This is a genomic window from Gloeotrichia echinulata CP02 (assembly GCA_038087035.1).
Classification (GTDB): Bacteria; Cyanobacteriota; Cyanobacteriia; order Cyanobacteriales; family Nostocaceae; genus Gloeotrichia; species Gloeotrichia echinulata.
Genome location: CP051187.1, coordinates 1,374,669 through 1,389,409, shown reverse-complemented (window position 1 = coordinate 1,389,409; position 14,741 = coordinate 1,374,669). Strand labels below are relative to the sequence as shown.

10 protein-coding genes are annotated in these 14,741 nt (G+C 44.2%); 6 read left to right on the top strand and 4 right to left on the bottom strand.

The features are described from left to right. Positions 1-370 precede the first annotated feature (370 nt). Positions 371-499: a hypothetical protein gene (locus tag HEQ19_30710; GenBank protein WZI67123.1), complete on the top strand. Its 129-nt coding sequence runs from the start codon at positions 371-373 to the stop codon at positions 497-499. 3 nt (positions 500-502) lie between these two features. Here HEQ19_30710 and HEQ19_06305 read toward each other — a convergent pair whose 3' ends face one another. Further along, positions 503-1,576 (bottom strand): site-specific integrase, encoded by a 1,074-nt coding sequence (locus tag HEQ19_06305; GenBank protein WYL99189.1) that lies wholly within the window; start codon positions 1,574-1,576, stop codon positions 503-505. Between the two features lie 250 nt (positions 1,577-1,826). On the opposite strand from HEQ19_06305, the gene lipA reads away from it, so the two are divergent. The 4 genes from lipA to HEQ19_06285 all read left to right on the top strand — a co-directional run bounded on the left by lipA (position 1,827) and on the right by HEQ19_06285 (position 7,781). Beyond that, positions 1,827-2,705, top strand: coding sequence for a lipoyl synthase (gene lipA, locus HEQ19_06300; protein ID WYL99188.1), 879 nt, complete (start codon positions 1,827-1,829; stop codon positions 2,703-2,705). Between the two features lie 107 nt (positions 2,706-2,812). Then, positions 2,813-3,742: an NAD(P)H-dependent glycerol-3-phosphate dehydrogenase gene (locus HEQ19_06295; protein WYL99187.1), complete on the top strand. Its 930-nt coding sequence runs from the start codon at positions 2,813-2,815 to the stop codon at positions 3,740-3,742. Positions 3,743-5,458: 1,716 nt separating this feature from the next. Continuing rightward, a complete protein-coding gene (gene sigC / locus HEQ19_06290; GenBank protein WYL99186.1) occupies positions 5,459-6,709 on the top strand; it encodes an RNA polymerase sigma factor SigC in 1,251 nt (416 codons plus the stop codon). A gap of 616 nt (positions 6,710-7,325) precedes the next feature. Then, positions 7,326-7,781, top strand: coding sequence for a transcriptional repressor (locus HEQ19_06285; GenBank protein ID WYL99185.1), 456 nt, complete (start codon positions 7,326-7,328; stop codon positions 7,779-7,781). 41 nt (positions 7,782-7,822) lie between these two features. Here the strand turns inward: HEQ19_06285 and HEQ19_06280 are convergent, their stop codons facing one another. Together HEQ19_06280 and cobN are read right to left on the bottom strand one after the other, a co-directional pair. After that, the gene (locus HEQ19_06280; protein ID WYL99184.1) at positions 7,823-8,983 is read right to left on the bottom strand and encodes a peptidoglycan-binding protein; all 1,161 of its coding nucleotides are present in this window, start codon (positions 8,981-8,983) and stop codon (positions 7,823-7,825) included. Positions 8,984-9,001: 18 nt separating this feature from the next. Beyond that, entirely contained in the window at positions 9,002-12,871 is a 3,870-nt protein-coding gene (gene cobN / locus HEQ19_06275; GenBank protein ID WYL99183.1) for a cobaltochelatase subunit CobN, read from the bottom strand. Between the two features lie 245 nt (positions 12,872-13,116). Here cobN and HEQ19_06270 point away from each other — a divergent pair, with 245 nt between their 5' ends. Continuing rightward, positions 13,117-14,238 carry an RRXRR domain-containing protein gene (locus tag HEQ19_06270; protein WYL99182.1) on the top strand — a complete coding sequence of 374 codons (1,122 nt, stop codon included), beginning with the start codon at positions 13,117-13,119 and terminating at the stop codon, positions 14,236-14,238. Positions 14,239-14,499: 261 nt separating this feature from the next. On the opposite strand, the gene HEQ19_06265 is transcribed toward HEQ19_06270, so the two are convergent. Further along, on the bottom strand, positions 14,500-14,727 hold the full coding sequence (locus tag HEQ19_06265; protein ID WYL99181.1) for a hypothetical protein: 228 nt from the start codon (positions 14,725-14,727) through the stop codon (positions 14,500-14,502). Positions 14,728-14,741 lie beyond the last annotated feature (14 nt).

Sequence of the window (14,741 nt, the reverse complement as noted above, 5' to 3'; positions counted from 1 at the left end):
TAGGGGTAGAATGTAAAGCTACCCCATACCTAGCCGCCCCACCCAGTTAAACCTTTTACTTGGTTTACAGATACCATAAGTTCCCTTTAGTTAACTGAATATTAGTTAAGGAATTTTTTTTTCTTTCCTTTCTTTTGTTTCCTTCCTTTCCTTTCTTTTCCTTGTTTTCCTTCCTTCTTTGTTTCCTTCTTAGATACTTAATAGTAGGTAAGGGTAGTAAGCCTGAAATACTTAACTAGTAAAGGTTACAGCCATTTAGACTCAAGTTAAAAAATGCGAAAAAACCCCCAGATTTTTAATCTAGGAAACCCGCCAACCATATACCACCCTAAAGTTATATAATGACAACTTAAGTTTTATAGAAAATATTATGCAATCCAAAAACAATAAACCAAAATTTAAATCTAAAAAATATCGAAGAATGTTTGGAGATGATGACGACTTACCACCATCAGGAGGAGCAATGGCTTTAAAAGTACCAGAAGTAGAAGCGGCATAAATATTAAAGTTCTGGTAAATCAGGGTGCTTAACTCGACCCAAATAATGGTCTAAAAGTACCTTCGGGGTGTGTCCAGTAATAGCGGCAACTTCAATTACAGTTAATCCACAATCAATACAATGACTGATAAATGTATGTCTGGTTGTATATAAGGCTCTATGCTCGATATTTAAGGCTTTAAGGGTGTTTCTCCAGCATCTTTGACTCAATGTATGGTCATCTATTGGTAGACCCCTTAAAGACGTAAATACTAAATCATCCATACCACCTTGAGGGCGCTTAATTAACATTTGATAAGCAGTATTGTTAATTGGCACAACCCTATACTTTCCAGTTTTAGTAGGCTTACGCTCTCTATGATTACTACTTCCTAGATGCCTGCCTAAAGACTCGTAAATGTGTAGCTGCCTTTTTACTAAATCAACATTTTTCCACTGTAAACCAATAGCTTCAGAAGTTCTAAGACCTGTGTTAAAAAGTAAAAGTATGAAGTCGTGATAGATTGAGTAATGTTTATTGTTTTGGATATAAGTTAATATTTTTATAACTTCAACTTTTGTAAAGGGGTTGGCCCTAGGAGTTTGAGGAACTTTTATTTTTATCTCCCCAAATATATCTTTTCTAATTGCTTTTAAAGTATCTAGATATCTTTTTTTACTAGATGGTTTCAAACCCCTATCATCCAACCATTTCATAAAAGCTTTAGCATCTGCTTTAGTTTCAATCTTTTTACCATAAGATTTGATTAATTTTATTAAAGCAGCATCAGCATCATTGAAAGTTTCTTTTTGACGCTCATTTAGTAAGAAGCTTAAAGTACTGTGGTTGACAGATTCCACAGGTTTTGGAGTATTAACTGAATAAATTATTCCTTGTAGGTAAGACTTATACCTATTTAAAGATTCATCAAACTGATTTAAAATGCAATCCTGGTATATTAACTTACCAACATACTCTAACCGTATTATTTCTACGTGATTGCCCCATGTTCCCCAGGTTAATGAGTAATTTTTTTCTTGGTAAGTCCACCTTATTAGGCAGCTATTACCATTTTTTCTAACTTTAAGTTCTCTCATTGCCTTATGCAAATTTATGCAACTGCATGAAGACAATTATGTTAAAATTAACGAAATAATAAGGGTTATAGGGCTTTAAGCTTCGTCCCGAACGAAGTGCGCTACCAAGCTGCGCCACATCCCGCTATAAAAAATGCAATATAAAACCAAAATATCACAAATCGCGCTAAATGACAAAAGCACATCTATTTCATCCAGAAGTTTGCTTGCTAGGATAGGATTTGTATAACTTCAGTGATAAAAGCGGATTGTGACTGTTAAACCAGACTGGTTGCGAGTAAAAGCGCCTCAGTGGGAGCGCGTCGGTAACGTTAAAGAAATTTTGCGGGATTTAGCGCTCAATACGGTTTGCGAGGAAGCGTCCTGTCCGAATATTGGGGAATGCTTCCAAGCAGGTACGGCTACGTTTTTAATTATGGGGCCTGCTTGTACCCGTGCTTGTCCCTATTGCGATATAGATTTTGAGAAAAAACCCAAACCACTAGACCCCACAGAACCAACTCGATTAGCCGAAGCTGTCCACCGGATGCGACTTAACCATGTGGTGATCACTTCTGTGAACCGGGATGATTTACCCGATGGTGGTGCTTCCCAGTTTGTGCAGTGTATTGAAGCTATTCGCGCTGTCTCACTACATACCACAATTGAAGTACTAATTCCCGATTTGTGCGGTAATTGGGAAGCGTTGAAGATCATTATCCAAGCTGCGCCAGAAGTGCTAAACCACAATACAGAAACCATTGAGCGCCTATATCGGCGAGTGCGTCCTCAAGGTAACTACGATCGCACTCTCGAATTATTGCAGCGCTCTCGCCAAATAGCTCCTTGGTTATACACCAAATCTGGCATCATGGTAGGACTTGGTGAAACCGATGCCGAAATTCGCCAAGTCATGCAAGACCTACGCGCCGTAGATTGCGATATCTTGACGATTGGGCAATATCTCCAACCCAGTCAAAAACACTTGCAAGTCAATGAATTTGTCACCCCAGAACAATTTGCAGCTTGGCAAACCTTCGGTGAAGAACTGGGATTTTTACAAGTTGTTTCCTCGCCCTTGACAAGAAGCTCATATCATGCAGAGCAAGTGAGGGAATTAATGCAACGTTATCCCCGGTCAAAAAGTTAGGAGTTAGGAGTTAGGAGTTAGGAGTTAGGAGTTTGGACAGATCCCGTGTAAATAACAAATGACAAATGACAAATGACAACTGACAACTGACAACTGACAACTGACAAATGACTAATCCAAAAACTGTTGCAATTCTGGGTGGGGGTGCGTGGGGATCTGCTTTGGCTTCTTTAGCCCAGGTGAATGGTCATCGGGTGGGACTGTGGTCGCGTCGGGGGTCAGCAACTCTGGATGCGGTGTTAGAAGATGCCGAAATTATCTTATCTGCGATCTCAATGAAAGGGGTGAGAGATGTAGCGGCTCAAGTACAGTCTTTTCCGGTATCTCCAGAAACTATTTTTGTGACGGCGACTAAGGGCTTAGAGCCACAAACCAGCTATACGCCGTCACAAATTTGGCAAAGTGTATTTCCTAACCATGCAGTTGTTGTACTATCTGGTCCAAATTTATCCCAAGAAATTGAACAAGGATTACCCGCTGCGACGGTAGTAGCTAGCAGTATGTTTGCGGCGGCCCAAGTGGTGCAATTGGTATTTTTTTCTCATCGGTTTCGAGTGTACACCAATCCCGATCCTGTGGGTGTGGAACTTGGTGGTACACTCAAAAATGTCATTGCGATCGCCGCTGGTGTTTGTGATGGTTTACATTTGGGAACCAATGCCAAAGCGGGTTTAGTGACTCGTGGATTAACAGAAATGGTTCGCATCGGCAATTTTTGGGGTGCGAAAACCGAAACATTTTACGGTTTGTCAGGTTTAGGCGATTTGCTCGCTACCTGTAACAGTCCTTTAAGTCGCAATTACCAAGTTGGCTACCAGCTGGCTGGTGGTAAAACACTTATAGAAGTTCTCGCCAATTTACAAGGAACAGCTGAAGGCGTTAACACTTGTCAAGTCTTGATGCAAAAAGCCAAGCAGCAAAATATTCCTGTCCCAATTACCGAGCAAGTTTATCGGTTACTTGAGGGTGAAGTCACACCCCAACAAGCCCTTGATGAACTAATGTTACGAGACATCAAGCCAGAATACAACTATTGAAAGGGATTGGGGATTGGGGATTGGGGATTGGGAAAAAAAGAAGAACCGCCTTTGAACTACTCGCGGGAACTTCCTGTCGCCAATTATCTTCTCTAATGCAGCGTTCAGGGATGCATTTTTTAGCGCTTGCTGTCCATCCTGCCATCAATTGCTGGACTATTGACACTCTCCTGCCTTTAGGCGAGGAGATTCTTTAAAAGGAGATACCAGGAATGGCATTGCTCGTACCACAACTCCCAGAACCGTTTACCCGTATCCCGGTGTCGTGCGATGCGCGGTGTCAATTGCGCCTACTCCCTCCCAGCAGTGCGTAAACTGCCCATTGGGTCTACTTATCGTATGCTTGTTACTCACTCACTTAATTGTCCTTGCTTGTGGGGGCTGGGACTGGAGTACAGAGTACCGAGGGGAGCAACGCGAAAATGTTAGATCATCGCTTTTTGGAGCAGGGGGAGCAGGGGGAGCAGGGGGAGCAGGGGGAGTAAAGAGAGGATGTAGTAACCTTTGCTACTATAAATATTTCAAAACACACTTAATTTCTCTCTCCTCCCCTGCCTCCCCTGCCTCAAGAGCCTCCCCTGCCTCCCCTGCTTGCCCACCTCACAAAATCGCATTGCTCCCGTACCGAGTTACCCATGTAGAGTAACAGCCTTTTAACCAGAACGTCCCGCCACTGGGAGTTTCACCCACCAATTAAGGTCCTAGTGGCTGTGCTGATTATACCATGTAAAGCCGTCCTAGAAGGACGGGGTTTGGGACCCATTTTTCTGATGAAAAACCGCAGGATGGATGAGCGGGTTTTTAGCAATACTTTACTGGTAATCGCCTGGTAGCAACCCTTCAGCGTTACTACCAACCTACTACCTTTGACACTCTCAGGTCTAAAGACACTGAGATTCTACAGACAGAGTAAAACTCTCGCTACGACCGTCAAACGCCGTCTACCTAGTCACTCTAAGTCAAGCTTAGGTTTCTAGCTACTTTTATTTTTTCCAATGCTTTGGTGAATCCATCACTAAGCCAAGACGCGGTACGCTCCGCAACAAGCCTTTATTTGCTCTTTCCTGTCATACTGCGCCAGGACTTAAACCTAACCGTTGTTTCATAGGAGCCGGGATTTCTCCGATACTAGGATGCTTCAACACGTAGATGTTTTTTGTTCTTACTCACGCTCTAATTTTAACACAAATACCACTGCGACTGAAGTCGCTCGTGCCGCTGACCACGAGCGGTCTGAAGACGCTGAGTTTCCCGCATCCCGCGAGGTCTTATGAGGATCACCTATACCTCTTACCAGATCATCCTGAGATAAAAAATAGTAAATCGTCAGGAAACTACCGAAATAGCAATGTAGATAGGACTATACAAATGATGATAAACATAATTGCCACTGAAATATGTTTATACAACGTTACTATTGTTACAATCAAGATGAATCAAAGTTGAAATGTTGAAAAAGTAATTAGGAGCCTAAAGGCTGGCTGTAGATATGAATAGCTATTGTTTTAATGAGAAATTTACAGCGGCCGACTATTTCGGTAGTCATGTTTAAAAAGTGTCAGTATAGGTTTTTTTAGAAAAAAACTAAAAAAAACCGTATTAATACCCTCAACCGTGTTAGTTCATCTAGAATCACGGGAACAATAGCAACAGTTAAAAATAGCTGACCGTTAACTGACCGTAATCTATTGTTACCTGGAGCCATTGAGACGATTTATGCCAGCAACATCTTTTTACGCAGATGCACCCTACAACACCCAAAAGTCCGGCCAAGTTTTTGACCGGGATCTCGCCGTTGATGAAACTGAGTTGTCGGTGGATGATCTACACGATCTAGAGATAGCTTCTGTTGACCCTGCTAATTTTGGTGCTAACACTAACCGTCGTAGTACAGACCTAGTACGTTTATATCTTCAGGAAATTGGTCGGGTCCGCTTGTTAGGGCGCGATGAGGAAGTTTCCGAAGCGCAAAAAGTTCAACGCTACTTGCGGATGCGGATAGTGCTAGCTAACGCCGCCAAGCAAGGTGATGCAGTGATTTCACCCTATCTTCGGTTAATTGAAGTTCAGGAACGTCTAGCATCTGAACTGGGACATCGCCCTTCTTTGGAAAGGTGGGCTAATACTGCTGGTGTAAATGTATCTGACCTCAAGCCAATTTTGGGAGAGGGTAAACGCCGTTGGGCTGAAATTGCCAAAATCACGGTGGAAGAATTAGAGCAGATTCAGACCCAAGGACTCCAAGCAAAAGAACATATGATCAAGGCGAATCTGCGCCTGGTAGTGTCTGTTGCTAAGAAGTATCAAAATCGCGGCTTGGAATTGCTAGATTTAGTCCAAGAAGGTACTCTGGGTTTGGAACGGGCTGTAGAAAAGTTTGACCCAACCAAGGGTTATCGCTTTAGCACCTACGCTTACTGGTGGATTCGCCAAGGAATTACACGGGCGATCGCCACTTCTAGCCGCACGATCCGCCTACCTGTTCACATAACAGAAAAGCTGAATAAAATCAAAAAAGCTCAACGCAAAATTGCCCAAGAAAAAGGTCGCACTCCCACCTTAGAAGATTTGGCAACTGAGTTGGAAATGACACCTACCCAAGTACGGGAAGTTTTGTTAAGAGTCCCCCGTTCCGTTTCTTTGGAAACCAAGGTAGGTAAAGATAAAGATACTGAGTTAGGGGAATTACTCGAAACTGATTGTGTCACCCCAGAAGAAATGTTAATGCGGGAATCTTTACAAAGAGACTTGCATAATCTGTTATCAGATTTAACTAGCCGCGAACGGGATGTAATTCTGATGCGGTTTGGTTTGGCTGATGGTCATCCTTACTCACTAGCAGAAATTGGCCGCGCACTGGACTTATCACGGGAACGTGTCAGACAAATTGAATCCAAGGCTTTACAAAAGCTACGCCAACCCAAACGCCGTAACCTCATCCGCGACTATTTGGAGTCACTGAGTTAGTTAGGAGTTAGGAGTGGGGAGTATGAAAAAACCCCGGACTCTTGTCTAGTATAATATCAGTGGCGAATAGGGGATCTAACCCATATTATCCCTAATATGATGACGATTTTTAGTAGGGGCGCAAGGCTTTGCGCCCTGAATTTCCTTGCAAAAACGCCAAAAAACCTGATTTTATCCAGTAGTGAGGGGTCTTACCCTTTATTCACTAAAACTATCGTACTCCGATATGACTCACGACGCAAGGGTTTTTAAGTGTAACTTACAGCAATTTTTATGTACAGGACTTACTTACGTGTCACATTTAAAGAATGGTGCGTGACGCCACAAATCTTGTGACTAGGTACAATATTTATCGCTGCGTCACGCACCCTACGATTATTATTGTGCCCCCAGAGTAAGTCCTAATGTAATAACCACAGATCCCCCCAATCCCCAATCCCCAATCCCCAATCCCCAATCCCCAGTCCCCAGTCCCCAATCCCCAGTCCCCAATTTCTCAACTATTTTTGTTTTTGTTAAATTTTTGGCAAAAATTATCAATAACTTATGTTTGTTGCAAATTGGTCAAAAGATTTGTTATATTCTCAATTAATGGGCTTTGTTGAGAAAAATTAGTATGACCATCTACACATCTAGTTCACTCAAGGCGGAACTGAATGACAGAGGTTGGCGTTTAACGCCCCAAAGAGAGACGATTTTACACATCTTTCAGGAGTTACCACAAGGTGAACATCTCAGCGCTGAGGATCTTTACGCGCGTTTAGAAACTGACGGTGAAGGAATAAGTCTGTCAACTATCTATCGGACTTTGAAGTTGATGGCTAGGATGGGAATTTTGCGCGAGTTAGAATTGGGAGAGGGACATAAGCATTATGAACTCAACCAACCATACCCGCATCACCACCATCATCTGATTTGCGTGAGATGTAACAGTACGATTGAGTTCAAAAACGACTCTATTTTAAAGATTGGGGGAAAAACTGCCCAAAAAGAGGGTTTTCACCTGCTTGACTGTCAGCTAACAATTCATGCAGTTTGTCCCAAGTGCCAAAGAGCATTAATGCCGGTGTAGCACTTGGGAGAAAATAGGTGACAGATAATACTCAGCGGGCGCTAGAACCGTCCGCTTCTAATGTCATTGAGACTGATCCCGTAGAATTGTTGGGCTTGTTTAATAGCTTTTTTGGTGTCGTCTGCCATGACACCGTTAAGCTGTCCTTTATAAAAGCCCTTTTCTTGTAGTCGCCGTTGGATTTCCAGGGTACTAAACTCGTTTTTGGAACCACTATTAACTAAGCTATATAGTTTAGCTCTGGTAGTAGGGCCTGCAACACCACTGGCTGTTAAGTAATTAGCTGACTGAAATCGGCGGACAGCATCGGCGGTGTTTGGGCCATAGTAGCCGTTTGGCTCACCTTGTAGATATCCTACTTTGATCAAATGATCTTGGAGAACTCGAACTGCTTCACCGCGATCGCCCATGCGGAGTTTATCTCGCTCAACTAGTTGTGGTTTAGGATCATCATCTTCCCCACCAATACCTTTTGGCGGTAATTTGCTGAGTGTAGCAGGACCGACAACACCGTCAGCGTCTAATTTGTAAGCTGCTTGGAACCGCTTGACAGCTTCTTCTGTAATTGGTCCAAATATTCCGGTGGCGTTACCGTAATAAAAGCCTGCAACTTTTAACCTTTCTTGCAGAACTTTCACTTCTTCACCTTCATCACCTTTGACCAAGAAGTTGGGATTGCGGCGATTGTTAGTGACGGAACTAGGATTACTGGCTTTTTTGGCGATTTGACTCACAGCGGTGGGGTTTTTCGCAGTTTCACTTACAGCGGTGGGTTTTTTGGCTGGTGTGGTTGTACTCGCAGCGGTTGTGCGCCAGTTATCTAATTTTTGCAGGGTGGTTGCTCCCACAATCCCATCAACTGGTAAGCCGGCGGCTTTTTGGAAGCGTCGCACAGCTTCTTCTGTAGGGAAGTCATATACTTGAGTGACGGGCGCTTGATAAAAGCCTACTCTTTTCAACTGTTGTTGGAGATTCCTGACAGAAGGTCCTTGATCACCCCTTTCTAATGCCAAGACGCTGCTGACAGCGCTAAGAATAGCCAAACTGAGCGCCAGGGGTAACATATACTTCCAGGCCCCGCTAGAAAGGCGTTTCCAGTCTGGTGCGGCTGCTTTGTTTAACAAGTAGCTCAGGGAGACTAATTCACTCGGTTCGCTGTCTTCGTAGGCGCAAGCTAGGTGCAAATACGCAAGATTGTCCATATTTGATTCCTACACCATTTATTTTTCTTCGATCGCTGCTTCAGCTTGATGTACTAGATTTCGCAAGCTTTCCAATGTCTTTCTATTTACATCCTCCCATAAATTGCGCTGGTGTGCTTCTAATAATCTTTCGGCAATATCACGCAACGCATGGGGATTATTGTCGTGAATAAACTCCGAAACAACTGGATCAAGCAAATAAGCTTGAACTACCCCCTGATACATATAATCTTCAACGCATTGGGCTGTAGCATCGTAGGCGAAAAGAAAATCCACTGTGGCCGCCATTTCAAATGCACCTTTGTAACCGTGACGCATCATTCCGGCGATCCACTTAGGATTGACGACGCGAGAACGATATACTCTGGCGATTTCTTCTTTGAGTTGGCGGATGCGTGGTTGAGCGGGAATAGAATGATCGCCAAAATAGGTTTGGGGATTCTTTCCCTGTAGTGAACGAACTGCTGCTGTTAAACCACCCTGAAATTGGTAATAATCATCAGAATCGAGCAAGTCATGTTCACGATTGTCTTGGTTATGCAATACAACTTGCATTTGCGTCAATCGCTGTGCAAATGCTTCTGGTGCTGCAATTCCCTCTAAAGCGCCACCAGAAGCAGTGTAGGCGTAAGAACTCCAATTAATGTAAGCACGGGCTAAATCTTCGTCATCTGTCCAATTTTGCGATTCAATTAAACCTTGGAGTCCCGCACCATAAGCACCTGGTTTGGAACCAAAGATGCGATAGCGCGATCGCATCAGTGCATCTTCTGTAGTTAAACCTTGTGCAGTCCAAAAATCAGTATCTTGGTTAACTTGCGCTGCTAAAGGATTTTGGTCTGGGGGTTCATCCAACCCCGCTACCGCTGTCACTGCTTGTGCAAATAAATCAATCAAGTTAGGAAAAGCATCGCGGAAAAATCCCGAAATTCGCAAAGTCACATCGACACGGGGACGCCCAACAATTGATAGTGGTAAAATTTCAAAATCTACCACCCGTCGCGCCGCACCATCCCACACAGGTTGCACACCCAACAACGCCAACGCCTCGGCGATGTCATCACCACCAGTCCGCATCGTCGCTGTGCCCCAAAGTGATAAAGCTAGTGTTTTGGGATACTCGCCATTATCTTGGGTGTAACATTCAATGAGAGTCTCAGCCGCTTTTCTACCAACATCCCAAGCAGTTTCCGTAGGCAAGGCACGAATATCAACAGAGTAAAAGTTTTTACCAGTTGGTAAAACTTCCGGGCGTCCCCGTGTGGGTGCGCCTGATGCACCACTTTGGATATATTTACCTTCGAGTCCGCGTAGTAAATTGCTAATTTCTTGCTTGGTTTGTTGTAAAGCGGGGATGAGTTTGGCGCTGATCCAGTTGAGGACGGGGGGGATTGGGGATTGGGGATTGGGGATTGGGGATTGGGGAGTAAAAAGGTCGGGAGTTGGTGTAAGGAGTTGTTCGACTAAGAAAGCGGCCTGTTCTTCTATGACTGTGACGACATCGCCGAGGGTATGACAGGATTTACCATTGACAATTGACAACTGACCACTAACCATTGAGAAATCAGCTGTGAGGGGGTCGAAATCTAGACCCCAATCTTGAGCGATCGCACGGGTAATACCGATAGAATAGCGGTTGGGGATGCGGGCGATCGCAACGATTAAATCTCGCAGTTGGCGTCCTTGAGGACATTTGCCAAAAATATGTAAACCATCGCGGATTTGAGCCTCTTTTAATTCACAAAGATAACCACTGATGCAATTCAAGATTAAAGATTCCCAATTCAAAAAGTCTGCTTCATTTTGAATACCTAAATCGCGGTGGAGATTTTCTTCAATAACCAGGTTACGGATGCGATCGCAAATTGCTGGTAAACGGCTAGGATCTAAACTTTGGGCTTCGTAATACTCATCAATTAAATTTTCTAACTGTTGTAACGAACCATAAAGTTCGGCGCGAGTCATTGGGGGCGTTAAGTGATCGATAATCACTGCTTGGGCGCGACGCTTGGCTTGGGAACCTTCACCAGGGTCATTAACAATAAACGGGTACAGGTGAGGGAGTGGACCGAGGGCCACTTCGGGATAACAATTACTAGATAAAGCCAAACTTTTCCCTGGTAGCCATTCCAGATTGCCATGTTTCCCGACATGCACCACCGCATCAGCGCCAAAATTTTCCCTTACCCAATGATAAAAAGCTAAATAAGCATGGGTAGGCTCCAAATCCGGCGCATGATAATTCAAACTAGGGTCAAGATCATAGCCCCTTGATGGCTGAATTCCCACGAATATGTTACCGAATTGAATACCGGGGATGGGGATTGGGGATCGGGAAAAATCTTCGCCAGTCCCCAGCGATGCACTGAGCTTGCCGAAGTGTCCCCAGCGTTGATTAATAGCCTGCTGTACAGCTTCGGGTAAAGAGGCGAAATATTCCTGATATGCTGTCAAAGATAAACTTTGCTGAACGGGACGCCAATCTCTACCTTCTGGGTCATTGGTGACACCAGCGGTGAGACGTTGAATTAACTCATCACCGTTAGCGGGGAGATTTTCGAGCTGATAACCAGCCGATTGCAAAGCCTGAAGAATTTCCACACAACTAGCTGGTGTATCCAATCCCACGCCATTAGCGAGGCGACCATCACGGTTGGGGTAGTTTGCCAAAATCAGGGCTATTCGCCGTTCTTGGGGGGGGGTGGATCGTAACCGTACCCAATTAGCGGCTAACTGTGCTACAAATTCAATGCGATCGCTCACTGGTTCATAAACTACCACATCTGTTTCTAAATCAGAATTTCGCGCTTGCATTGCCTTAAAAGACACAGCACGACTGATAATGCGTCCATCTACCTCTGGAAGTGCCACATTCATTGCAATATCGCGGGGTGAAAGCCCTTGTGACTGCAATTCCCACTGCTCAACAGACCCACCACTGAGGATAACTTGCAACACAGGTATATCCAAATTTTCCCATAGTTCAATTTGGGGTGTTTCTGTTTCCAACCGCGCCAGAGAAAAACTCGTAGTATTAAGCAGCACTGCTATTTGCTCCGAGTCTTTGGGTTGGAAAAGTTCTCTTAACTCGGTTTGAATATCAGGGTCACGCAATGAAGAAACAAACACTGGCACTGGTTGTAAATTTTTCTGTACTAAAGCTTGACACAAAGCATCAATTACCTTCGTATTTCCTGATAGATAATGGGCGCGGTAGAAGAGAATACCGACTTTGGGGATGGGGGATTGGGGATTGGGAATTGGGGATTGGGAGTTTCGAGTTATTATTCTCCCCAGTCCCCAGCGATGCACTGAGCTTGCCGAAGTGTCCCCAGTCTCCAGTCCCGAATACAACCCTAGACGGGGAACAGGCGCGGGTGGTGGGGGATTGAATGCAGTTAACAGACAATGATCAGCAATAAACTGGAGGGCGTTAACAATGTTTTCCACTCCACCTTGGGTAAAGTACTGGCATACTTGGTTAACAATACCCAGTGGTACGGTAGACTGGGAGATTAAATCAGGATCAAGCGCATCGTCCCCTGGCATGACAATGAGTGTTGTACCATTACGTTGAACAATTTCCTGCACTACTTCTAAGCCATAAGCCCAGTAGGAACGTCCTCCTATTAGGCGCAGAATGATGACTTGGGCAAGTTCTAAAACTTGCTCGCCATAAGTATCTATACTGATTTGTTGCTGTAATTGCAACAAGTTGGCAACTCTGAAGGTAGGAAATGTAGCGGGTAATTTGGGGACAGCAGCAGCCAGGGTCTGTATGTCAGTATCAGCCGCCGTGATCAACACGAAGGGAGCTGGCGTTTGTTCTAGAAAAATTAGGTTTTCTGACTGATTCCATCCGCCCGATGTGGCATTTATACGATGCATAATCCTGTATTACCGTTTTAGACTGGTCAACTACCTAGACTGACCTCCGGTACAGTGTAGGCTTGTAAGAATCAGATTACAACTAAGAGATGACTACTGCTCACGAGCCATTACCTGATACGTACTTCCAGATGTTTCCCTAGTCTGGATTATTTACAAACCACCTGATTAGTGGTGCTTGCAGAAAGGACATTTTGGTAATGGTGAGCTAAGGGACTTACAACTTACACGAAAGGATTATCTCTATGATTCGTGTTTCAGTGTTAGACAAAAATGGTAAGCCGCTTATGCCAACAAAAGCCAGTAGAGCTAGACGTTGGCTAAGGGAAGGTAAAGCAAAGATTGTTCATAATGACCTAAATATTTTTGGCATTCAGCTATTAGTAGAACCATCTGGATGTGACCAGCAGCCTATAGCTTTAGGTTTAGACCCCGGCAAAAAGTTTACTGGAGTGGGAGTACAAACAGCTAAATTTACTTTGTTTATGGCGCATCTCGTTTTACCATTTTCAGATGTCACCAAAAAGATGGATGGTAGACGATTATTAAGACGTGCTAGACGAGGTAGAAGGATAAATCGCAAAGTAACGTTTAGTCAAAGGGCGCACACTTCGGCTTCGCTCAGTGACCACCGTCAAAAAAGGTTTAACAACCGCAAACAGAATAAATTGCCTCCCAGTATTCGCGCTAACAAGGAATTAGAATTACGAATTACCAAAGAATTAGTCAAATTATTTCCTGTAACTCAAATCACCTACGAATACATCAAAGCGAAAGGTAACAAAGGTTTTAGTCCTGTTATGGTTGGTCAAAAAGTGATGCTGGAATGGCTCTGTGAAATTGCACCAACCAATACACAAGAAGGGTGGCAGACTTCAATACTCAGGCAGCAATTAGGGTTATCCAAAGACAAAAAAGACAAATCGAAGCAAACGCCAGAGACTCATGCTCATGATGGGATTGCGTTAGCATCCAGCAACTTCATGCGGTTTGAGAAGTTTCACGCGGTCAATAGTCGGGGACATCGCTGGGTGGGATTCGTCACCATTACACCTGCACCATTCCGCATAATTGCTCGTCCAAATCTATTTCGTCGCCAGCTTCATTTTGAAAACCCAGTTAAAGATATTCCTAGCAACAGAAAGCGCAAAGGTGGAACAATTACGCCATTCGGATTACGTTCTGGTGACTTGGTGAAAGCTGAAAAGGCGGGTAAATTTTATATTGGCTGGATTGGTGGCTATACGCAGACTCCAAAAACTAAAAATGTTTCTGTGTATGACCACAACTGGCGCAGAATTGGGCAATTCAGCCCATACTCAGTGCAATTAATTAAGCGGAGTACGAGATTATGCGTTGCAGTCTAAGAGATTGTTTGATTTGTCGCTGTCCTCCTTCCTCTCTTACCTACGGTAAGAATTGGTCGCAGGACGCAACAAATCAAACCCACAATTCCTCCCGACACCGAATCATAGATTACGGTGTGGGACTCCTTGCGGGTTTAGTTGAAGGGATTGGGGACACTTCGGCAAGCTCAGTGCATCGCTGGGGACACTTCGGCAAGCTCAGTGCATCGCTGGGGATTGGGGACACTTCGGCAAGCTCAGTGCATCGCTGGGGACTGAAGGTTAATCAACAGAAGTTGAAGTTTCGAGTTCCAAGGTTGAAGTTTCGAGTTCCGAAGTTGAAGTTTCGAGTTCCGAAGTTGGAGTTTCGAGTTCCGAAGTTGGAGTTTCGAGTTCCGAAGTTGGAGTTTCGAGTTCCGAAGTTGGAGTTTCGAGTTCCGAAGCCAAAACTTGAACTTCTACCAATCCCCAGCGATGCACTGAGCTTGCCGAAGTGTCCCCAATCCCCAATCCCGTTGATCACA

Excerpts from the sequence above, each read along its gene's own strand:
- HEQ19_06270 (WYL99182.1), top strand. The coding sequence starts at position 13,117 with ATGATTCGTGTTTCAGTGTTAGACAAAAATGGTAAGCCGCTTATGCCA.
- HEQ19_06305 (WYL99189.1), bottom strand. The coding sequence starts at position 1,576 with ATGAGAGAACTTAAAGTTAGAAAAAATGGTAATAGCTGCCTAATAAGG.
- HEQ19_30710 (WZI67123.1), top strand. The coding sequence starts at position 371 with ATGCAATCCAAAAACAATAAACCAAAATTTAAATCTAAAAAATATCGA.
- HEQ19_06280 (WYL99184.1), bottom strand. The coding sequence starts at position 8,983 with ATGGACAATCTTGCGTATTTGCACCTAGCTTGCGCCTACGAAGACAGC.
- HEQ19_06285 (WYL99185.1), top strand. The coding sequence starts at position 7,326 with ATGACCATCTACACATCTAGTTCACTCAAGGCGGAACTGAATGACAGA.
- sigC (WYL99186.1), top strand. The coding sequence starts at position 5,459 with ATGCCAGCAACATCTTTTTACGCAGATGCACCCTACAACACCCAAAAG.
- HEQ19_06295 (WYL99187.1), top strand. The coding sequence starts at position 2,813 with ATGACTAATCCAAAAACTGTTGCAATTCTGGGTGGGGGTGCGTGGGGA.
- cobN (WYL99183.1), bottom strand. The coding sequence starts at position 12,871 with ATGCATCGTATAAATGCCACATCGGGCGGATGGAATCAGTCAGAAAAC.